Annotated in this window: 12 protein-coding genes, 1 pseudogene and 2 riboswitches; of the genes and pseudogenes, 7 read left to right on the top strand and 6 right to left on the bottom strand. The window is 61.5% G+C overall.

Annotated elements, in window-relative coordinates; genetic code table 11:
• Positions 1 to 87 precede the first annotated feature (87 nt).
• Positions 88 to 311: riboswitch (cobalamin riboswitch) on the bottom strand.
• 720 nt (positions 312 to 1,031) lie between these two features.
• A riboswitch (cobalamin riboswitch) is annotated at positions 1,032 to 1,242 on the top strand.
• Positions 1,243 to 1,340: 98 nt separating this feature from the next.
• The 5 genes from cobW to CAF87_RS06350 are packed head-to-tail and all read left to right on the top strand — an operon-like array spanning position 1,341 to position 9,544.
• On the top strand, positions 1,341 to 2,414 hold the full coding sequence (gene cobW / locus CAF87_RS06370; RefSeq protein WP_085730756.1) for a cobalamin biosynthesis protein CobW: 1,074 nt from the start codon (positions 1,341 to 1,343) through the stop codon (positions 2,412 to 2,414).
• A 3-nt stretch (positions 2,415 to 2,417) separates the two neighbouring features.
• A complete protein-coding gene (gene cobN / locus CAF87_RS06365; RefSeq protein WP_085730757.1) occupies positions 2,418 to 6,191 on the top strand; it encodes a cobaltochelatase subunit CobN in 3,774 nt (1,257 codons plus the stop codon).
• A gap of 2 nt (positions 6,192 to 6,193) precedes the next feature.
• Positions 6,194 to 7,195, top strand: coding sequence for an ATP-binding protein (locus tag CAF87_RS06360; protein ID WP_085730758.1), 1,002 nt, complete (start codon positions 6,194 to 6,196; stop codon positions 7,193 to 7,195).
• Positions 7,120 to 7,860, top strand: a complete 741-nt coding sequence (locus tag CAF87_RS06355; protein ID WP_170929562.1) for a VWA domain-containing protein — start codon at positions 7,120 to 7,122, stop codon at positions 7,858 to 7,860. The genes CAF87_RS06360 and CAF87_RS06355 overlap by 76 nt, the downstream gene beginning before the upstream one ends.
• A 40-nt stretch (positions 7,861 to 7,900) precedes the next feature.
• The gene (locus CAF87_RS06350; RefSeq protein ID WP_085730759.1) at positions 7,901 to 9,544 is read left to right on the top strand and encodes a phospholipase D-like domain-containing protein; all 1,644 of its coding nucleotides are present in this window, start codon (positions 7,901 to 7,903) and stop codon (positions 9,542 to 9,544) included.
• 3 nt (positions 9,545 to 9,547) lie between these two features.
• Here CAF87_RS06350 and CAF87_RS06345 read toward each other — a convergent pair whose 3' ends face one another.
• Positions 9,548 to 10,771: an NADH:flavin oxidoreductase/NADH oxidase family protein gene (locus CAF87_RS06345; RefSeq protein WP_085730760.1), complete on the bottom strand. Its 1,224-nt coding sequence runs from the start codon at positions 10,769 to 10,771 to the stop codon at positions 9,548 to 9,550.
• A gap of 79 nt (positions 10,772 to 10,850) precedes the next feature.
• On the opposite strand from CAF87_RS06345, the gene CAF87_RS06340 reads away from it, so the two are divergent.
• Together CAF87_RS06340 and CAF87_RS06335 are read left to right on the top strand one after the other, a co-directional pair.
• Positions 10,851 to 11,261: a MerR family transcriptional regulator gene (locus CAF87_RS06340; RefSeq protein ID WP_085731254.1), complete on the top strand. Its 411-nt coding sequence runs from the start codon at positions 10,851 to 10,853 to the stop codon at positions 11,259 to 11,261.
• Positions 11,262 to 11,556: 295 nt separating this feature from the next.
• On the top strand, positions 11,557 to 13,113 hold the full coding sequence (locus CAF87_RS06335; RefSeq protein WP_085730761.1) for a TerC family protein: 1,557 nt from the start codon (positions 11,557 to 11,559) through the stop codon (positions 13,111 to 13,113).
• A 5-nt stretch (positions 13,114 to 13,118) separates the two neighbouring features.
• On the opposite strand, the gene CAF87_RS06330 is transcribed toward CAF87_RS06335, so the two are convergent.
• The 5 genes and pseudogenes from CAF87_RS06330 to wecB form a co-directional block, all read right to left on the bottom strand.
• Entirely contained in the window at positions 13,119 to 14,195 is a 1,077-nt protein-coding gene (locus tag CAF87_RS06330; RefSeq protein WP_085730762.1) for a diguanylate cyclase, read from the bottom strand.
• The gene (locus tag CAF87_RS06325) at positions 14,179 to 15,057 is read right to left on the bottom strand and encodes a DUF4434 family protein (protein ID WP_085730763.1); all 879 of its coding nucleotides are present in this window, start codon (positions 15,055 to 15,057) and stop codon (positions 14,179 to 14,181) included. The genes CAF87_RS06330 and CAF87_RS06325 overlap by 17 nt, the downstream gene beginning before the upstream one ends.
• Positions 15,057 to 18,215, bottom strand: coding sequence for a hypothetical protein (locus tag CAF87_RS06320; RefSeq protein ID WP_085730764.1), 3,159 nt, complete (start codon positions 18,213 to 18,215; stop codon positions 15,057 to 15,059). The genes CAF87_RS06325 and CAF87_RS06320 overlap by 1 nt, the downstream gene beginning before the upstream one ends.
• Positions 18,212 to 20,394: pseudogene (gene nrfB / locus CAF87_RS06315) on the bottom strand (cyclic di-3',5'-guanylate-activated glycosyltransferase NrfB). Before nrfB ends, CAF87_RS06320 begins: the two are co-directional and overlap by 4 nt.
• Positions 20,391 to 21,545, bottom strand: a complete 1,155-nt coding sequence (gene wecB / locus CAF87_RS06310) for a non-hydrolyzing UDP-N-acetylglucosamine 2-epimerase (protein WP_085730765.1) — start codon at positions 21,543 to 21,545, stop codon at positions 20,391 to 20,393. Before wecB ends, nrfB begins: the two are co-directional and overlap by 4 nt.
• Positions 21,546 to 21,688: the final 143 nt, after the last annotated feature.

The raw sequence follows: 21,688 nt of genomic DNA, 5'->3' as shown, positions 1-21,688 counted from the left end.
TGCGCATGAAAACCCCTGCGAGTCGGGCACGCAGGGGTTCGAACAGCGCCCGCCCACCGCGGGTTTGTTATGTTCAGTGACGCAGGATGCGCACTGTGTGTTGCGGGCCGGTCTCCGGGCTCACGAGGGGTGGCTGTCTGCCGACCTGCACAAGCGTCACCTTCCCATGCCCGTGGGCACAGTGGATCTGACGCTTCGCTCGCTTACCGTTGCGGGGGCAGCACCGGACTGACATGGCTTTAGAGTAAAGCACATGATTCACCGGTTTCCCGTTTCACCCTGTGAAGGGCACCCGTAACAAGTTGTGTAGGAGAGCATGGGTTGGGGAATTTAGTCAATTTTGTGGGCATATCCGTTTTTGTGGGCATATCCGTTGCTGCGGTTATGGCCACTTAGGGTTCCGCCCTTACGGCGGGTCACCTTTTCCAAACGCCGAAAAGGTAACCCAAAAGGCTTCACCCTGACGTACGGCCCCTCGCTGAGGCTCGGGGTTCCTTCGCTCCGGGATCGATCCGGGGGCATCGCCTACGGTTTGCTTCGCTGCACCTCCTCTCGATGTGTTTGGCTTCGCCAAACGGTCGCTGCGCTCCCACCCCGAATCAATCCCTCCACTCAGCCTGCCGATGGGCCTTGAGATCAAAAGCGGTACTTGAGCTAACGCTCATCGTGGTGAGGGGCTTTTGATCTGGCTTCTGCTCTGGCTCTGGCTTTTGATTTTTTGCCCCTTCGGCAGGCCGAGCGGAGGTGTTCATCAGGGGGTAGGCGCGTAGCGCCGTGCGGCGAAGCCGCATACATCGAGAGGAGGTGCAGCGAAGCAAACCGTAGGCGATGCCCCCTGATGGACACCGTAGCGAGGGAACACTGAGCCTAAGCGAAGTGCCGTACGCCGGGGCAAAAGCCTTTTGGTTCCTTTTTGGCGTTTGAAAAAGGGACTCGCTGTAAGAGCGAAACCGCCAGCGGCAGCACCCGAAGCAACGGATATGCTCTCGTTCCCAAACTCCACGAACCATTGACCCATCCCCACACCCTGCGTAGCCTTGCGCTTTCGAGGTTCTTCGGCCCACGCCGAAGCTAAGAAGGGAACGCGGTCCAAGCCGCGGCTGCCCCCGCAACTGTGAACGGTGCCGTTCGCTGCTACGCCACTGCCAACTCAATCCAGAGCCAGCGGGAAGGCGCAGCGAATACCGGGCCAAGGCCCGAACACCGTCAGCCAGGAGACCTGCCTCGTCACAGATTCTCACTTTCAACCGGGCGGGGTGATCCGGTGGCGAACTCTCCAGGCACGCACACGCGTTGCCGGCCTCGTCCCGTATGCCCGCCACCTTGCCAAAGGGCATCCGATGAAAACACTGGCCAAACTCCCCGTCACCATCGTCACCGGTTTCCTCGGCTCGGGTAAAACCACTTTGCTGCGGCACATGCTCGACAACGCTCAGGGCCGCCGCATCGCGGTGATCGTCAACGAATTTGGCGAGTTGGGCATCGACGGTGAAATCCTCAAGCAGTGCACCATCGGCTGCACTGAAGAAGAAGCCACCGGCCGAGTCTATGAACTGGCTAACGGCTGCCTGTGCTGCACCGTTCAGGAAGAGTTCTTCCCGGTGATGCGCGAGTTGGTAGCCCGTCGCGGCGACCTCGACCACATCCTGATCGAAACTTCGGGCCTGGCCCTGCCGAAACCACTGGTGCAAGCCTTCCAGTGGCCGGAAATCCGCAGCGCCTGCACGGTTGACGCGGTGATCACCGTGGTCGACAGCCCGGCCGTGGCCGCTGGCACCTTCGCCGCGTTCCCGGATCAGGTCGATGCACAGCGCAAACTCGACCCGAACCTGGACCACGAATCGCCCCTGCACGAACTGTTCGCCGATCAACTGGCCAGCGCCGACCTGGTGATTCTCAACAAGGCCGACCAGACCAGCCCTGAAGACCTCGCTCGTGTGCGTCTGGAAGTCGCCGAAGAGCTGCCGCCAGCCGTGAAAATCATCGAAGCCAGCAACGGTCGTCTGCCGCTGGACGTTCTGATCGGCCTCGGCGCAGGCTCCGAAGAACACATCGACAGCCGCCACAGCCATCACGATCACCACCACGGTGAAGGCGATGACGATCACGACGACCACGATCACGACGCCTTCGACTCGATCTCCATCGAACTGCCGCAAGCCGATGAAAGCCTGCTGCTCGATGCGCTGACGCAACTGGTTGTTCAGCACGGCATCCTGCGGGTCAAAGGCTTCGCGGCGATCCCGAACAAGCCGATGCGCCTGCTGATTCAAGGCGTGGGCACGCGTTTCGACAAGCACTTCGACCGTCAGTGGGGGGGCGATGAATCGCGCGTGACGCGTCTGGTATTGATCGGCCAGGAACTGGACGCGGCCAAGCTCGAAGCGCAACTGCGCGCCGCGCTCAGCGTTTAAGCCATGCACCTGCTCAGGACCCAGCCCGGCGGTTTCGTGTCGGATGACAACATTGCCGACCTTGGACAAACCCCCGCCGAGCTGGTGATCCTGTGCAGCGGCGATTCCAGCCTGGCGCTGCTCGCCGAAGCGGCGCAGCAACTGCCTGACGATTACCCTAGCGTGCGCCTGGCCAATCCGATGCAGGTGCAGAACCATGCGTCGGTCGACCTGTACGTCGACGAAGTGCTGCGTCACGCCAAGGTCATTCTGATTTCGCTGCACGGCGGCATCGCTTATTGGCGTTATGGCGTCGAGCGGCTGGTGGAATTGTCCGAGCGTGGCGTGCAGGTGATTCTGGTGCCGGGCGATGATCGGCCCGACCCGGAGCTTAGCGGCTTGAGCACCGTAGGCGCCGAGGATCGTGACCGGCTCTGGCAGTTCCTGCGTCAGGGCGGCATGGGCAATGCGCTGGACTTCTTCCACTGTCTGGCCAATCGCTGGCTGGAGCGGGATTACGTGTGGGGCGAGCCGCAAACGCTGCCGCGCACGGCGATTTACCACCCGAACAAAAACACCGCCGAACTGAGTGACTGGCAAGCCGATTGGCTGCCCGCTCAACCGGCCGCGGCGGTGTTGTTTTACCGCTCGCATTTGCAAGCGGCCAACACGGCGTTTATCGACGTGTTCTGCCAACGGTTGCAGGCTGCCGGACTCAATCCGCTGCCGATTGCCGTGGCCAGTCTGAAAGAGCCCGGCTGCCTGTCGGCGGTCGAGGACTGGCTGGATGAGGTCGAGGCGGGGGTGATTCTGAACACCACCGGTTTCGCCCAGTCCAGCCCCGAAGCGCCGCATCTGCGGCCGTTCCGTCGCAACATTCCGGTGATTCAGGCGATTTGTGCGCAGGACAATGAGCCCGGATGGCGCGAGAGCGAGCAAGGCCTCGGTCCGCGAGATCTGGCGATGCACATCGCCTTGCCGGAGCTGGACGGCCGGATTATCAGTCGGCCGATCAGCTTCAAGGACCTGGCGTGGCGCAGCGAGCGCAGTCAGTCCGACGTGGTGTGTTATCGGGCGCAGCCTGAGCGCATGGATTTCGTCGCCGAACTGGCGCGGCGCTGGGTCGATCTGGCTCGGGTGCCTAACACTGAAAAGCGGATCGCCCTGATCCTTGCCAATTACCCGACTCGGGATGGACGCATCGGTAACGGCGTCGGCCTTGATACGCCGGCCGCCGCGCTGAATATTCTGCGGGCGTTGCAAGTTGAGGGTTATCCATTGCCGGCCGAACTGCCGGACAGCGGCACCGAGTTGATCCGACAACTGCTCGGCGGGGTCAGCAACGACCTCGACACCCTCGATCAGCGCCCGTGCCAGCAGAGCCTGGCGATGGGCGACTACCTGACGATGTTCAACGCGCTGCCCGAAGCCAATCGCACGGCGGTTCTGGAGCGTTGGGGGGCGCCGCAAAACGATCCGATGTGCCGTGACGGGCGGATGATGATCGCCGGCCTGCGTTTTGGCCTGACCTTCGTCGGTATTCAACCGGCGCGGGGTTATCAGGTCGATCCGAGCGCGGTGTATCACGACCCGGATCTGGTGCCGCCGCACGCGTACCTCGCGTTCTATTTCTGGCTGCGCCAGACCTACGGCGCTCATGGCGTGATCCACGTTGGCAAGCATGGCAACCTCGAATGGCTGCCGGGCAAAGGCGTGGGCTTGTCGGAGAACTGCTGGCCGGATGCACTGCTCGGGCCGCTGCCGAACATCTATCCGTTCATCGTCAACGACCCGGGCGAGGGCGCCCAGGCCAAACGCCGCACTCAGGCGGTGATCATCGATCACTTGATGCCGCCGCTGACCCGTGCCGAAACCTACGGCCCATTGCGCAATCTCGAACTGCTCGCCGACGAGTATTACGAAGCGCAATTGCTTGATCCGCGCCGCGCCCGTGAGTTGCAGCGCGACATCCTGCAACTGGTGCGTGACACGCAGATCGATCGCGAACTGCAACTGGACGAAGGCCTCGACAGCGATGCCGATGCGGCGATCTGGCTGCCGCGTCTGGACACTTATCTGTGTGATCTGAAGGAATCGCAAATTCGCGATGGTCTGCACATTTTTGGCGAGTCGCCGAGTGGGCGGCTGCGCATCGACACTCTGCTTGCGCTGCTGCGGATTCCTCGTGGCGATGGCAAGGGTGCACAATCGAGTCTGCTGCGGGCGGTGGCGAAGGCGTTTGAGTTGGGGTTCGATCCGCTGGATTGCGCACTGGCTGATCCCTGGGCCGGCCCGCGTCCAATTGAGCTGCTGTCGGTTAGCGATGAGGTCTGGCGCACCGCAGGAGACACTCGCGAGCGTCTTGAGTTGTTCGCGGCGCATTTGATCGAGCAGTCGCTGGTGGGTGATGTGGCGCAACTGGACGCTGCAGGCTGGTCAGATGTGCAGGCGATCATCCAAGCGCTGCGCGAGGTGATCGCCCCGCGTCTGGACGCCTGCGGCCCGGCCGAAATGCGCGGCTTGCTCGACGCTCTGAGCGGCCGTTTCGTCCCGGCCGGCCCGAGCGGCGCACCGAGCCGCGGTCGTCTTGATGTGCTGCCAACCGGGCGCAATTTTTATTCGGTGGACGTGCGCAACCTGCCGACTACCACCGCATGGCGGATTGGCTTCCAGTCGGCCACGTTGATTCTGGAGCGACACCTGCAGGATCACGGCGACCATCTACGCCAGCTCGGGCTGTCGGTCTGGGGTACCGCAACCATGCGCACCGGCGGCGATGACATCGCCCAGGCCATGGCGCTGATGGGCGTGCGACCGGTGTGGGCCACGGGCAGTCAGCGGGTCGATGATTTCGAGATTCTGCCGCTGAGCCTGCTCGACCGGCCTCGGGTCGATGTCACGCTGCGGGTCTCCGGATTTTTCCGCGACGCGTTCGCCAACCTGATCCGCCTGTTCGACGCCGCCGTACAAGCCGTGGCGGAGCTGGACGAACCGGACGATCTCAACCCATTGGCCGCCAAAGTGCGTGCCGAGCGCGAGGCGTTGCGGCAATCGGGTCTGGATGAGGACGCTGCGCGACGTCAGGCCGGCTGGCGGATCTTCGGTGCCAAACCCGGAGCCTACGGCGCGGGCGTGCAGGGCGCCATCGATGGTCGTCTGTGGCAAAGCCGCGAGGATCTGGCCGAGGTCTACCTGAACTGGGGCGCCTACGCTTACGGCGGTTCTGATGAAGGCACCGCCGCCCGCGAGCAGTTCGTCCAGCGCCTGAGCCAGGTGCAGGCCGTACTGCAAAACCAGGACAACCGCGAGCATGACTTGCTCGATTCCAATGATTACTACCAATTCCAGGGCGGCATGCTCGCCGCCGTGGAAAGCCTGCGTGGCGAAACGGCGGCCAGTTATCACGGCGATCACAGCCAGCCGGACTTGCCGAAGATCCGCACCCTGAAAGAAGAGCTGAACCGGGTGATCCGCTCCCGGGCGGCCAATCCGAAATGGATCGACGGCGTCAAACGCCATGGCTATAAAGGCGCGTTCGAACTGGCGGCGACCATCGATAACCTGTTTGCCTTCGATGCCACCACCCAACTGATCGACGATCACCAGTACGCGTTGTTGGCCGATGCCTATCTGCTGGACCCGGCGACCCGAGAGTTCGTGCGCGAGCATAATCCCCACGCGCTGCGCGACATGACCGAGCGTATGCTCGAAGCGCAGCAGCGCGGGATGTGGCAGGAGCCGGGTGTCTATAAAGAAGCACTCGAGAACCTGCTGCTGGATATAGACGAAGAGAGCTGAACATGACCGATATCCCACATTTCCCGCTCTCTGCGGTGGTCGGCGCCGATGATCTGAAACTGGCGTTGTATCTCACGGCCATCGACCCGAAGATCGGCGGCGTGCTGATCGAAGGCCCGCGTGGCATGGCCAAGTCGACCCTGGCCCGGGGCCTGGCGGATTTGCTGGCCAGCGGTCAGTTCGTCACCTTGCCATTGGGCGCGACTGAGGAACGGCTGGTCGGCACGCTGGATCTGGATGCGGCACTCAGTGACGGTCGTGCGCAGTTTTCTCCAGGTGTGTTGGCCAAGGCTGACGGCGGCGTGTTGTATGTCGATGAAGTGAATCTGCTGCCCGATCATCTGGTGGATCTGTTGCTCGACGTGGCCGCCAGCGGCACCAACCTGATCGAGCGCGACGGCATTTCCCATCGGCATTCGGCGAAGTTTGTCCTGATCGGTACGATGAACCCGGAAGAGGGTGAATTGCGTCCACAACTGCTCGATCGCTTTGGCCTGAACGTCGCCCTGAGCGGTCACACGGCGCCGGTCGAGCGCGGGCAGATCATTCGTCGTCGGCTGGACTTCGACAGCGATCCGCAGGCCTTCTGTGGGCAGTGGGAAACCGAGCAACAAGCCCTGCGTGAGCGCTGTGAAAACGCCCGCAATGCCTTGGCGAATATCCCCCTCGACGATGAGGCGCTGGCGCAGATTACCGATCGTTGCTTTGCGGCCCGTGTCGATGGCCTGCGTGCCGATCTGGTCTGGCTGCGTGCTGCGCGGGCCCATGCGGCCTGGCGCGGCGCCGAAGCCATCGCCGAGCAAGACATCGATGCGGTGGCTGAATTTGCCTTGCGTCATCGTCGCCGCGAACAGTCTTCGACCAGTGCCCAACCTCCGGGGCAATCGCCGTCCGGCACCCAGACCGAGCCCAGTGAAGGTCAGGGGCAATGGGGCGAAATGCCGGCGCCGGCACTCGCCACTGGCACGCGCCGCGAAGTCCCTGCCTGGCCAAAAAAGCCATAGGCATTCGCCCCCGATCCGACGCGGGGGCGAATGCCAGACCCCGCGCCGGACGCCTGGACAATGGCCGACAAGGCAAACGTCACGCCGCTCGCAGTGGCTCGGTGAACTGGCTGGGGACGTTGCTCAATGGATGCCCGAAAGTGCGCGCCGATCTGCTGTTTCAACTGCGCACCCGCACACCTCATGAACTGTGGCTGGTGATCGTCGATGCCTCGGCTTCTACCCGTCGTCATCAAGCGTTGAGCGATGCCAAAGGCGTGCTTGCGCAATTGTTCGATGACGCTTATCGGCAACGGGCGCGACTTGCCTTGCTGACCGCCAGTGGGGCAGCGCCGAAATGGCAGGTGCAGGGTTTGAAGGCTTCCAGCGGATTGCGAACGTGGCTCGATGATTTGGGTGCGGGCGGCGGCACGCCACTGCTGGCGGCGCTGAACGAGGCGGGACACTGGCTGACGGTGCGTCGCAAGCGATTTCCCGCCGAGCAACAGCGTCTGCTGGTGCTCACCGATGGGCGCTTGAAAGAGTGGCCGGGATTACCGGCACTGGGCTGTCCGGGCCTGTTGATCGATATCGAGCGCGGGCCGATCCGGCTGGGCCGGGCCAAGCAGTTGGCGACTGCGCTGGAAGCGGATTACCGGCATATCGACGATTTATTGTCTGTCTGAGGTCTATGCTGCATCCAGCCCACATCACAAGGAGTGAATCATGCGCGTACTGGTTGCCAATCCTCAGGACGATTTTCGCGTAAAGGCTTACGCCGGCACCAACGGCGTGCTACTGGCGATGGACCTCGCCGAACCCCGCCGCAAAGGCCTGCTGGGGTTTGCCATCGAGAAGCAGCAGGGCGACAAACCGTGGCAGTTCCTGTTCAATAGCCTGACCTTTCCCGGCAAGGCTCACACCTTCCCGCAGTTTCACGCCACGCCGAGTGATATCGCACCGCTGCAGAAGTTTCGCTGGGCCGATTACGCGGTCAATCCCGGGACGACCATGCATTACCGCGTACATCTGGCCTACGGCACGGCCGATGCGCCGGTGCTGGGGGAGTCGCTGGAGTTGAGCATTACCTCCGACGACGGTCATCCCAGCAATCAGAGTGTGATCTTCAACCGCGCCGTGGCCGCCAGTCAGGCGTTCCAGCGCAAGTTTCCCGACCTGGACGCACAGATCAGCGCCAACAAGAACATGCCCATCGAAGCCTGGCCAGACGCTGCACGGCAATGGCTGGAGAACGGCCTGCTCGGACGCTTGCAGGGGTTCATCGAACGTGCGCCCGATGGCGAGTGGGCGCTAGACATTGCGATCTACGAATATCAACTGCAAGCCATCATCGACACGGTGAACGCGGCATTCGATCGCGGCGTACAGGTGCGGGTTTTGTATCACGCCAAGCCCGGCGATGAAGACACCACGATGAACGAGACCAGCCTCGCCAAGTTGCCGGAAACCAGCAAACGCGGGCGGGTGACCCACGATATTTTCCACGACAAGTTCATCGTCCTCAGCCGTATCGCTGGGGGTGAGCGGCAGCCCCAGGCCGTGCTGTGCGGCAGTACCAACTTCACCGCCAACGGCGTGTATCGCCAGGCTAACGTGGTGCATGTGCTGGATGACACGGCCATCGCGGCCAGTTACTTGCAGACCTTCGAACAGGTCTGGGCGACGCCGGCAGACGTCAGCGCCACCCGGGACTGGATCACCCAGCACAACCCGATGAACCCGGCGCAACCGCTGTTTGCGGGGTTTTCGCCGCGCAGTGGTGGTGCCGATCTGCGCGAGTTCGTCGACATCATCAACGCGGCGAAGAAGGACGTGCTGTTCGTCACCGCGTTCACCTTGCCCGATGCCATTCTCAACGCGCTGCTCGGTCAGCCCCATGACGACATCCTGCGTTACGGCCTGCAGAACACCGCCAGTCGCATCACCGGATTCCACGCCGATCGCACAGCCGAGTTCGCTGCCACCGCGCTGCTCAACACCGGGCTGGAAGGCTGGCTGAAAGAGAACATGAAAGGCCAGAAGGGCAACCTGCTGGTGCACACCAAAGCGATCGTCACCGACTTCACCAGTGACAGCCCGACGATTATCAGCGGCAGTCACAACCTCAGCACCGCGGCCAGCAACGGCAACGACGAGAACTTCCTGATCATTCGTGGCGACACCGAACTGGCGGATCGCTATGGCCTGGAACTGTTGCGGTTCTACGAGCATTACCGCTTCCGCTATTTCGTGAAGAAACTGGCGTTGAAGCAGGTGCAGCCGTTGGCGGCGGATGACAGCTGGACCAACGACTATTACGTCGAAGGGGATTTACGCCAGCTGTCTCGTCTGCGGTTTGCCGGGCGCTAGCGCTTATACATCCATCGCCTGACGGTACTGACGGGTTCGGCGACTGAGGTACAACCGGTCGCGGATCAGTGCCCAGAGTGCCGATACTTCGGGATGCGGCTGGCGGCCCCGGCTCAGGCGCGCCATCTGGAAGCGCACCACGGCCATGTTCGCCAGCGCGGCCAGCGGTTTGCGTTTCCAGCGGATCGGCGGCAGTTGCGGCTCACTGTGGCGACCTTCGCGCCAGTGTTTGACCAGGCTCGGCTCGATGGCCAGCGCGGTGGCGATACCGGCCATGTCGATGCCGCTGTCGAGCACTTGTTCGACGATGGGCAAGCGTCGGATACCGCCGGTGACCATCACCGGCATGCGGGCGACGCTGGCCAGTTCGCTGGCCATTTCCAGAAAGAATGCCTCACGGGCCAGGGTGCGTCCGTCGCGGGCTTCGCCTTGCATCGCCGGCGCCTCGTAGCTGCCGCCGGAAAGCTCGAGCAGGTCGATTGGCTGTTCATTGAGCCATTCGATTACCTGACGGGCATCGTCCGTGTCGAAACCGCCGCGCTGGAAGTCCGCCGAATTCAGTTTCACTGCAACGCAGAACTGCGGTGAAACGGCCTGACGCACAGCCTCGATCACCGACAGCAACAGGCGTGCACGGTTTTCCAGCGAACCGCCCCAGCGGTCGGTGCGACGATTGGTCAGCGGCGAGAGAAACTGGCTGAGCAGATAACCGTGGGCCGCGTGGATCTGGATGCCGGTGAACCCGGCTTTCTCGGCAAGCGCGGCGCTCTTGGCGAAACGCTGAATCACATCTTCGATGTCGTCCTCGGTCATCGGTTTTGGCTCGGCGAACAATTTCGAGAACGAACCCATTTCCAGCGCCACGGCTGACGGCGCCAACGCTTGCTGGCCCATGTTGGCGAAGGTCTGGCGGCCAGGATGGTTGAGCTGCACCCAGACCTGCGCACCGCCACTGCGGGCGATTTCGGCCCACTGACGGAAACGGTCCAGATGCCGTTCGTCTTCCAGCACCACGCCACCGGGGCCGGTCATGGCGCGGCGGTCGATCATGACGTTACCGGTCAGCAACAAACCGGCGCCGCCGTCGGCCCAGGCTTGATACAAGCGAAACAATTCGCGGGACGGTGCCTGGTCACGATCCGCAAGGTTTTCTTCCATGGCGGCTTTGGCGATACGGTTGCCGACGGTTTGACCGTTGGGTAGTTTCAAAATCTGGAAGGGCGACATTGCTTGACTCCTCATCAGTGATGGAGAGAGGCTAAGCTTAAAGTTAACTTTAATGTCAAGCAGGCAATTCGAGGCTGAAATGAAAATTGGTGAACTGGCGCAACAGAGCGGGCTGAGCGCTTCGAGCATTCGCTTCTACGAGGCTCAGGGTCTGATTCCCAAAGTGGAACGCTTGGGTAATGGCTATCGGCGCTACCCGCCGCAAGTGCTGCAAACCCTGAACATCATCCGCAGTGCCCAACAGGCCGGGTTTTCCCTTGAAGAGCTCAAGCAATTGCTGCCGGCTGCCGGGACCGGCGAGTTCAAGCACGATGAACTGGTGGACGGGCTGACACGCAAGGTCGAGCAGATCGAAGTCATGCAACAGCATCTGGCCCAGAGCAAGGCGCGGTTGCTGGAGGTGATCGACAGCATTCAATCCAAACCCGAAGGCATGAGCTGCGGCGCTAACGCCGAACGGGTGCTGGCCTCGATCTACCCGGAATCCTGACGCGACGGCGAAGGCGTACAGATTTTGAAATGATTTCCAACTGTAGGAAAAGTCATCTGAGCCTGTACGCTTCAAGGCCTTTTTTCATTCAGGATTTGCATGAATACCCTCTCGGAGCCTCCCAGTTCTATTCAAAGAACCCCGTTCCCCTCGCGCCACGGCGCGGTCTTGACGCACTCGCAGCATCCAGTCTTCCGACTCCCGACTATCGTTGATGGCGCAGCCTCCGAGCTTTCGCGCCGCACTTTGCCGTGTCCGGCAGCCTGAATTCACTGAAGAGAGATAGAGACAGATTATGGAATGGTTAGCGGATCCCACGGCATGGCTGGGCTTGTTGACACTGATCGTGCTGGAACTGGTGCTGGGTATCGACAACCTGGTGTTCATTGCGATCCTGGCGGACAAACTGCCGCCGCATCAGCGCGACCGCGCACGAATCATCGGCTTGAGCCTGGCGCTGATCATGCGTCTTGGCCTGCTGGCGAGTATTTCCTGGCTGGTTACCCTCACGACACCGTTGTTCGAGGTGTTCGGCAAGAGCTTCTCCGGCCGTGACCTGATCATGTTGTTTGGTGGTGTGTTCCTGTTGTTCAAGGCCACCATGGAACTGCACGAACGGCTGGAGGGCCACGTCGGCGAGCGTTCGACCAACACCGCTTATGCGTTGTTCTGGCCGATCGTGGCGCAGATTGTCGTGCTTGATGCCGTGTTCTCCCTGGATGCGGTGATTACGGCTGTGGGCATGGTCGATGAACTGGCGGTGATGATGATCGCGGTGGTCGTGTCCATCGGTGTGATGATCGTTGCCAGCAAGCCGCTGACCCGTTTCGTCAACGCGCACCCGACGGTGATCATGCTGTGCCTGGGCTTCCTGATGATGATCGGTTTTGCCCTGACTGCCGAAGGCCTGGGCTTTCACATCCCGAAAGGCTATCTGTACGCGGCCATTGGTTTCTCGATCCTGATCGAAGTGTTCAACCAGATTGCCCGGGCCCGTCGCAAGCGCTCGATGCAGGGCTTGCGCCCGATGCGTGAGCGTACGGCCCATGCAGTGATGCGCCTGTTGGGTGGCCGTAAACTGGCGGTGGAAGAAGTGGGCGAGGAGATCTCCGACTTGCTGGACGATGGCGAAGCACCCAGTGCGGAGCTGTTCGACCGTCGCGAACGGGTGATGATCAGCGGCGTGCTGCAACTGGCCGAGCGCCCGATCCGCACCCTGATGACCGTGCGCGCAGATGTCGATCATATTGATCTGGCGGACGACGCAGCGGCGATTCGTACGCGACTGATGCACTCCTCCTATTCGCGTCTGCCGCTGATTCGCAACGGTGCGGTGGATGAACCGTTGGGCTTCGTACACAAGAAGGAGCTGCTCAAGGAGTATCTGGCCGGTAACGAGCCGAACCTTGAACACTTGGCGCGCAAGACGCTGAACCTGCTCGACAGCTATTCGATCCTCAACGCACTGGAACAGATGCGCGCTGCGTCGACCCACATTGCGTTCGTTGTAAACGAGTTCGGTGATTTTGTCGGCGTGTTGACCATGACCGACATCCTCGAGTCGATCGCCGGTGAGTTGCCGGACGCCAGTGAAATCGCTGGCCCGGACGTGGTCGAGGAGCAGGGCGGGTTTGTGGTGAACGGTGCGTTGAATCTGACGCAGATCCGCCAGCGCACCGGTTTCACGGCCGAACCGACCGAGGATTACCAGACCCTCGCCGGGTTGGTGATGAGTCTTCTGGATCGGCTGCCGATGAAGGGCGATCGCCTGGAGCATGCCGGTTGGGGGATGACCGTGATGGCGGTCGAGGAGCGACGGGTAACGCGAGTGTTGCTCAAGCGTGAGGCCTGACGGCCTCATTGATGAAAGGTGTATCGGTCTTTACCGGTGTGCTTTGACTCATACAACGCTTCGTCAGCCTTGATCAGGGCTTGGTTGAGGGTATCGCCATCTTCGACCCGGGCCACACCGATGCTGATGGTCACCGGATGCCGGGTGGTTTGCTCACGCACCACCCGGCATAACTCACCGGCCAATGCCTCGACGTCCTCGCGGCGTACGCCCGCCAGATAAATCGCAAATTCCTCGCCACCCAGTCGCGCGTACTCGAACGGTGCCATTACCGCTTTGATATCTGCCGCGATCCGCTTGAGCACTTCATCGCCGATGTCGTGGCCGTACACATCATTCACTTTCTTGAAGTTGTCGATGTCGATCATCGCCAGGTAATGGTCGTCTTCGCGGGGCAGCGCTTGCAGGCTCTTTTCGGCACGAGTCATGAACGAACGGCGGTTGGGGATTTCAGTCAGCGTGTCGTTGTAGGCCTGATCCAGCAACAGCTTGGACATGATGTAGTTGTAGAGCTTGGTCTCGCGCAGTTTCAAAAACGTATAGATCGTAAGCGCACAGAGAAACACGCTGTAGGCGATGGTCATGACCCCTTTGAGTTCCAGCAGGCCGATACCGGTCCCCATGAACGGATTGAGCATCAGCCAGGTGACGACCTGTGCAGCGAAGAACGACCATCGGCTGAGTGGGAGCACGGAGGCACTGTAAAGCGTGGTAGCGGCAGCGAGCACCAGCCAGATGCCGTGAAACGTCGGCGGCAAGCCGTTGATCACCAACCGTATGCCGAGGGTGATGAGGAACACGAAGGTCAGGTTCAGCCAGTCGAAATGACGGGCTTTGCGCGTGAACATCAACACCACGGCGAGCACGGCGAACGCTGCGATGAACACCATCGAGAGCCAGGTGAAACCCTGATTGCCAAGGAAGCTGACGATCAGGTCGAAGGCCAGCCAGATACCCATGCTGGCCAGATAGATCAGCAGGCAGAACGAATGCAGCCGTTCGAACTCATGCTGGATGAACTCGTCCCATAACTCGGCGGGTGCGGTTCGCTTCAGTACTTCGTCTTCAATGGTTTTGTACATTGCTGCCCGGATGCTTGCGTTGGTTGTCGAGAATCACCTGTCCCCACGGCCGGTATCGCAGGGAAAACACGGCACTTTGATGACAGCCGGTGGAGGTGGCGTCCGGGGTTGCCGGCTCGGCGCGGAAAGCCTCGCCTTCACGGCTGACCTGACGGAATGCTTCACGCACGATGCCGACAGAGCAGGGCAGTGCGCTGGCATAGCCGTTGCGCACCAGCACTGGCAGGCGTCCGGTACCTGCGCCGTCCTGCCACCAGACCTGCGCGCCGGCCACCGTCAGATCCCCCAGCCATTGGGCGTTGACCGTCGGAGCCAGCTTGCCGGCGCTGAAGGCGCTGACATGCAGCGGTGCGTCCAGTTTTGAAGCGAAATCCTTCAACTGACGCTGGAGCGTTGCTCGACGGTCGGCTGCCAGAAAGTGCAAGTCGTCCAGCTCCAGTGGCAGATACCAACCGCTGACCGGCAGCTTCCACTCCAGGCGCAACTTCTGTTGCTGGGCCAGCGATTGTCCCAGTTGCGCCTGCCAGTAGGCGCCGAGGCCTGCGCTGTCCAGTTCATCGATGCGTTTGTAGTACGCCGGGTCCATCGACAGCCCAAGTACCAGATGCAGGCCTTGTTGTCGGGCGAGTTTCAGGCTGTTGGCGAGCCAGCCATTGGCACCGCCAAAGTTCGAGTCGCCGTAAGCGGTCCACTGCACGATCACAGTCCGCGCACCTTGCCGGGCCGTGTCCTGCCAGACTTTCTGCCACTGCGCCTGGGTCAGGCCCGCATCGACATTCAGCGGCTGATAGAACACCCGCTCATCGGCCCGGGCAAGCGTGGCGCCCAGCAGCAGGCAGAAAAACAACATCCATCGAGCCATCAGAAATTCCACTCCACGCCCAGCAGCACACCATTACCGCCTTCGTACAGATTGCCGCCCAGCGACTGTTGATATTCGGTGCGTACCGTCAGTTTCGAACGGTAGGCGTTGTAGCGATCTTCGTCGTACCACCATTGCCAGCGCAGACCGACACCGGTACGCAGGTCCTGGCGCCAGTCGTTGCTCGGATCCTGGCTGGCAAATTCGAGGAAGCCATAAGGCATGATCGTCTGGGCTCCACTATTCGGCAGCTTCCAGGCATGCCCCTGCTGGAACCGCGACAGCCACTGGTGATCGCCGGCCTTGGTCCACCAGGCGGCATCGAGGTAGAGGAAACGCTCGTCCCAGTCGTTTTCGTCGACGCGCCAGTCGTTGCGGTACTTGCCCTGATCGAGGAACGAAGCAGTGGCGCGCAACAGATAGTCGGTGGTGGTGTGGCCGTCCTGGCGATGATCGTTGATCTGATCCAGCAGTTTTTCCGGCACCAGCATCTGGCCGAGGCTCAGGCTGTGGTTGTCGTCATCGTTGAACTGGCTCTGTTTGTAGATCTCACCGTAGAAGTTGATGTTCTGCGTGCCCCACGGCTTGTAGCGCAGGCCGACGCCGGCGGCGAGGGATTCGGCGTAACGGGAGCGACCTTGTCCACCCAGCAGTACGCGACCGTACACCGACAGCGTGCTGCCGGCGCGGCTTGGTTCATCGCCCAGAGCGTGGTCCCACATCGCCAGTTGTACGTTTTGCGAGTCGGCGCGGCGGTTCGAACCTTTGCTTTCGTCCGGGCGCACGAAGTCATTGGTCGATACCCCGGCCGGTGACCAGGTGCTGGCAATCGTCCGGCTGTCGCGGCGGGAGAGGGTTTCATGGGCGCGGCGCTGACGGTAGCGCCGCGCTTCCATGCTGCCATCCTCGTCGTCGGCGGCCACCGGATTATGTTCCAGGTCGATCACCCGGCGCAGTTCCTTGCGGGCCGAGGCGCTGTCCTCCACTTCGTCATAACGCCAGGCCAGGGTTTCACCGAGTCGGTAATCCTCGGGGAAGTCGCGGGCAGCTTGTTGCAGATAGGGGATTGCGGTGGCGCGCTCCTCGCGGGTTTCGGCGCCGGCCAGACGCATGCCGTAGTCGGCGCGATATCGCGGGTTTTTAGGATCGCGGCGCACAGCCTCGGCCAGCCACGCGGTGCTTTGTGGCAGGTCGCCAGCCTTTTGCGCAGTGACCGACGCCGCGTAGAAATGCCCGGCGTCCGGTGCTTGTTGCAAGGCTTTACGCTGACGTTCAAGTGCCTGGACATGATCGCCACGAGCATCGGCGATTGCCGCACCGAGGGCCCATTCATTGGCGCCACGCGTCGTGCTTTGCTGCCAGTATCGTTCGGCTGTCTGGCTGTCACCGGCATTCAGTGCACTTTGGCTGGCGGTGAGGCGTGCGTTATCGCTCAGTTCCGCTGCGGGGAGGCTGCGCCAGATAGTCAGCGCGCCAGCCGAATCACCGGCAGCTTCCAGGGCGTAGGCTAATGGCAAACGACTGCTGTGGTCGCCGAGCTTTTCCGCTTGCTGGTAGTAGACGACAGCTTCGCCCGGCCGATCCGGCATCGCGCAACGACCCAGAGCGCGATAATCGCCGGCGGCTTGCGGATGGTTACCGATGGCTTGCTGAACGGCGTCGCACTGACCGTTTTCCGCGAGCTGCGCGAGCAACTGGCCACGGGTGGCGCCATCCACATGGGTGAGCAATGAAGCCATTCGCCGTTGCTGTTCCGGTGTCGTGGTTTTCGAAGCCGCATAAAGTCCGGCCAGACGTTGGAGTGCAGTGGCCGGCAAGCGTCCTTGATGACGGTCGAACGCGGTTTCCAGCAACTGTTGCGCCTGTGCGTGATCGCCATTGTTTACCGCCAGATAGGTGGCCTGGTTCAGCGAATTCAGGTTGCCGGTTTGCCGGTAGTGAAGCTCCCACAAAGTCTGCGCTTCGGTCATGCGGCCCATGCGTTGCGACAGTTCCGCCCGACGTTTGACGATTTCAGGTGTTTGCGTCTGGCCGGCCAGCCATGCATCGACCTTGTCGCTGCGTCCCTGATCCTGCCAGACATTCAAGATTTGCTCCTGGCGGCGACTGTCCCACGGCTGCGGCAGTCGGGTGGTTTGCAGCAGATCGGTGGCTTGCAGGCGTTGGGCGAGTATCAGCCAGGTTTGTGGGGCGTCGTCAGGTGTGCAGCCGCGAAATTGCTTGAGCGCTGCTTCCGGATCGTGGCGCGACAACCATTCGGCGGTCTCCAGGCAAGGACGCTGCAGGTCGTTGCTCAAGCGCTGCACGGTCGGCACGTCCTCGGTCTTGCGCGCCAGTTCCCACAGGCGCTGACGTTGCGCCGGATCGGCCAGATCGGAGTCCGGCAACGACTGAATCCAGCGTTGCGCCTGTTGTTCGTGGCCCATGGCAATGGCGCGGTCGACCATCGCCAGGCGGATCTTGCGGGCAGCCTCTGGACTCGGGGCCTGTTGCAACAGTTGTTGCAGCGGTTTTTCGTCGAGGCGCTGCACGTAGGCATTGGCCAGACGTTGCCAGCCTTCGGCATCCAGCTGTTTGCGGGCGGCCAGCGGTGCGAGCTGATCGATGGTGCCGCTCCAGTCGCGCAGTTGCTCCGACCAGTTGGCCCGCGCCAGACGCAGGATGTTGTCATCTCCCTTGGGCGACAGTTGTGCGAGCCAGTCGTGAGCCTTGGCCGCGCCGCCGAACTTGGCCAGGCTCAAGCTGTAAGCCTGCCACAGGCGCACGCGGTCGTTCAGGCTGCTGGTGGCCATCCAGCTTTCGACCTGGCTGCTGGTCGGCGGATCCTGTTCGATCCAGGTCAGACGCAGGTCGAGGAGGGCTTCGCTGTTGTCCGGTAGCGCTTGCATCGCATCTTTGTAGCGGCGTTGTTTGGCTAGCGACTCAACGAGCAGCGCCCGGGCTTCGTCGTTTTTCGGGACTTTTTCCAGCAAGTGGCGCATCAGTCGCTCGACTTCTTTCCAGTTGCCCTTTTTCGCTTCGCGATAGCTGCGGTCCATGTAGGGATAGCTGCGGAACTGCTCGAAGTCGCTCAGCGGCGCAGCCTGTAGCGGATACGCAGTGCTCAGGCCCAGCAGCAGGCTGCCCATCAGCAGGGTGTGACGATGCACAGGCTTCATGCGACCTCCCGGACAATGCGGTAGGCGGCTTGTTGTTCACTGGCCTGATCGGCCAGGGCCTGCTCCAGGACTTCCTGGGTGATCATGCCCCGGGAAATCAGGTGTTCGCCGAGCGACATCCGTTCGGCGTCAAAGTCGATCAGTGCCTGATTGAAAAGAGTCGGCGGCACCATGCCGCGTACCTGCAACAGATTGCCCAGCAGCACCTGATGGCGGCTGACCCGCTCCAGCAAGGCTTCATCGTCCTGATGGCGCTCAAGTACTTCGAGCATATGACGCACTTCCTCATTCTGGCGGGGACTGGCGTACCAGTAGCGAATCCCCAATGTCACACGGCCCTGAGGTGCCAGTCGGCTACGCACCGGGCGCTTCAATTGACGGCTGATTGCGCCGAGCGAGACCTGGCTGACCGGGCCTTCGGAGGCCAGAATCAGGGTGTCGCCTTCTTCGGCCACCGGCAGCACGCCGTAGTGCGATGCGACCCGACGTGGTACGGCATCGATCAGGCGCTTGTCGAGCTTGAACGGGTTGAGCGGTGCCCATTCCAGATCGAGCTGTTCGGCAAGGGTTTGTACAAGCTGAGTACTGTCGATGTATTCGCGCAGCAGCAATTCACGGCCAAGACGTCGGCGCACAGGACTGGTGATCGCCGCTTCCAGTTGCTCTTCGGTCAGCAAGCCTTTTTCCACCAGTCGATGGCCGAGCGGGGTACGTTGGGCCTTGGTCAGAGCCGGGAACTCGTGGGTGGTCTTGTCCCAGGCTACGCGCCGCGAGTCGCCCATCTCCATCACCTGGCGCAGGGCGCGCAGGTTGGCGAAGAAGTTGACGAAGTTGCTCCACATCATGCGCGGTGCCGACAGCAGGCCTTCCACCAATCCGTAGTAACGGGTAACGAACCAGCCACGCTGGAACAGACGGTTGAACAGCATCAGCCCGTTGAGCCACAGCAGCACCGAGAGCAACGAGCTGTCGGCGAGGATCGATGGGTAGCGCCACGAGTCAGGGGAAATCACCGTGACCGCCCACATCGCCAGCAGCACCAGGAACAAAAGGTTGACCAGAAAGCTCAGCAGGTAGGCGATCAATCCGCGACGGTCACGCCACAGGAAGTAATTGAGCAGACCTTTGCGGCTCCAGCCGAGATTCTTGGTGCCCTGGAACACGATGCCGACGATCCACCGTGATTTCTGCCGGATCGCGTGCTGCAGATCACGAGGGAAGTGCTCGCGTACACAGATCACCTGGGAGAATTCGCGGTTCATGCCGAACACCCACGGCTGCTCCAGCGCCAGTTTCGGATCGCTGACCGAATAGCGGGCGAAGATGCACTTCATGCCTTTCTGCTTGAGGCGGAAACCGATGTCGTAGTCTTCGGTGAGACTCTGCACATCGAAGGCAATCCCGTCGCCGTCTTCCAGCAGCGCGCTGATGGCCTTACGGCTGAAGCAAGTGCCAACGCCGGCGCTGGGTACCTGGCCGGTAAGGGCTTCGCGCACGATGACGTCTTTGCCGTGGTTTTCCGCGAACTCATCGACGTAGTGGCCGGCGGTGAAGCCTTTCCATTCCGGTGCGTAGGGGTAGACCGGAATCTGGATCAGGTCCTTGTTCGGCAACAAGTAGTTGTAAAGGCGCAACTCCATCGGCGAGATCACGTCTTCGGCATCGTGCAGGATGAAACCGGCGAACTGGATTTTCGCCTCGCTCTCGAAGCGCAGGATTGCGTCGATGATGTTGTTCAGGCAGTCGGCCTTGCTGGTCGGGCCTGGTCGGGCGCAGACCACTTTGTGCACGTTGGGGTAGTGCTGGCAGACCGCATCGACGTCGGCCTGGGTTTCGGCGTCGTTGGGGTAGGTGCCGACGAAAATCTGATAGTTCTCATAGTCGATGGTCGAGGCGGCAAGGCGGCAAGGCGCGCCATCTCGCCGACCACGCCGACTTCGTTCCACGCCGGCACCATGATCGCCAGCGGTTTCTCGGGAATCGAGTACAGGCGTTCCTCGTCGGCGCGCTTGAATTTCTCGTAGATCCGCCAGCGCCGGATCAGCTTGCGGCTCCAGTACACGAGGTCGATGAACAGGTCATCGAGGCCGAGTATGAACATCAGCAGGGCGAGGATGATCGCCACATACTTCAGACCAAACAGCACATACGCAAAGAAGTCGACCCAACCCAGACTCATACGCCGTTACCCGCCGCCGAGCGTGCGCTCAGCCAGGCGTGGAGGCGTTTTGCAATGCGTTCACTGGCGTGGCCGTCACCGTACGGGCTGTGGACGCGGCTCATGCGTTGGTAGGTTGCTTCGTCATCGAGCAACTGACTGGCTTCCTTGACGATCTTCGCGGTGTCGGTGCCCACCAGCAACACGGTGCCACCCTCAAGCACGGAGGGGCGTTCGGTGACGTCACGTAATACCAGCAGCGGTTTGCCGATGGCTGGCGCTTCCTCCTGGACGCCGCCGGAGTCGGTCAGGATGAAGTGCGCACGACCCATCAGCCAGACGAAGTTCGGGTAATCCTGAGGGGCGACCAGATAGATGTTGGGTTTGTCGGCGAGCATGCCGTACACCGCATTCTGCACCTGCGGGTTGAGGTGTACCGGATAGACAAATTGCACATCCGGGTAGCGCAGGGCGAGGTCGGCCAGGGCCTGGCAGATGTTTTGGAAACCGTCGCCGAGGTTTTCCCGGCGATGCCCCGTGATCAACACCATGCGACGGTTGTCGTCGAGCACTGACAAGGGGGAATCGGCTGTCGGACGCCACTGGCTTTGCTGCTGGTGCGTGCGCATCCACAGCAGCGCATCGATCACGGTATTGCCGGTGATTTCGATGTTGTCCTGCGGTACGCCTTCGCGCAGCAGGTTGGCTTCGGCCTTGCCGGTCGGCGGAAAGTGCAGGTCGGCGATCACTCCGGTCAGACGCCGGTTGGCTTCTTCCGGCCAGGGCGCGCGCAAATTGCCAGTGCGCAAACCGGCCTCGACGTGGCCAATCGGCAACTGGCGATTGAACGCGGCGAGGGCGGCGATGAAACTGGTGGTGGTGTCGCCATGCACCAGCACGATGTCCGGTTTGACCCGTTCGTAGGCCTGATCGAGTTGTGCAAGAAGATGTTGCGAGAGACCGTTGAGGGTCTGGCCCTGGGTCATGACTTGCAGGTCTTCATCGACCGTCAGTTCGAACGCGTCGAGCACTTGCTTGAGCATCTCCCGATGCTGGCCAGTCGAGCAGATATTGAGTTTGATGTCGGGCCACTGACGCAGAACCCGGGCCAAAGGGGCCATTTTGATGGCCTCCGGGCGAGTACCGAAAACCATCATGACGTTAAAGGACATTGACCCCTCCTGGGACGAAGCAAGGCCGCGGCCGATGGCCAACAGCACCTATCTCTTTCTGAGAAATAAAGGAAAGCAGCCGGATGGGAGCTTGTCCAATCCGGCCTCGAGGCTAGTTGTTACAGATCAATTGGAACGAAAGT

Origin of the sequence: Pseudomonas sp. R38(2017), from assembly GCF_002112395.1 — a bacterium.
Taxonomy (GTDB): domain Bacteria; phylum Pseudomonadota; class Gammaproteobacteria; order Pseudomonadales; family Pseudomonadaceae; genus Aquipseudomonas.
This window is presented reverse-complemented; position numbering and strand designations above follow the sequence as displayed.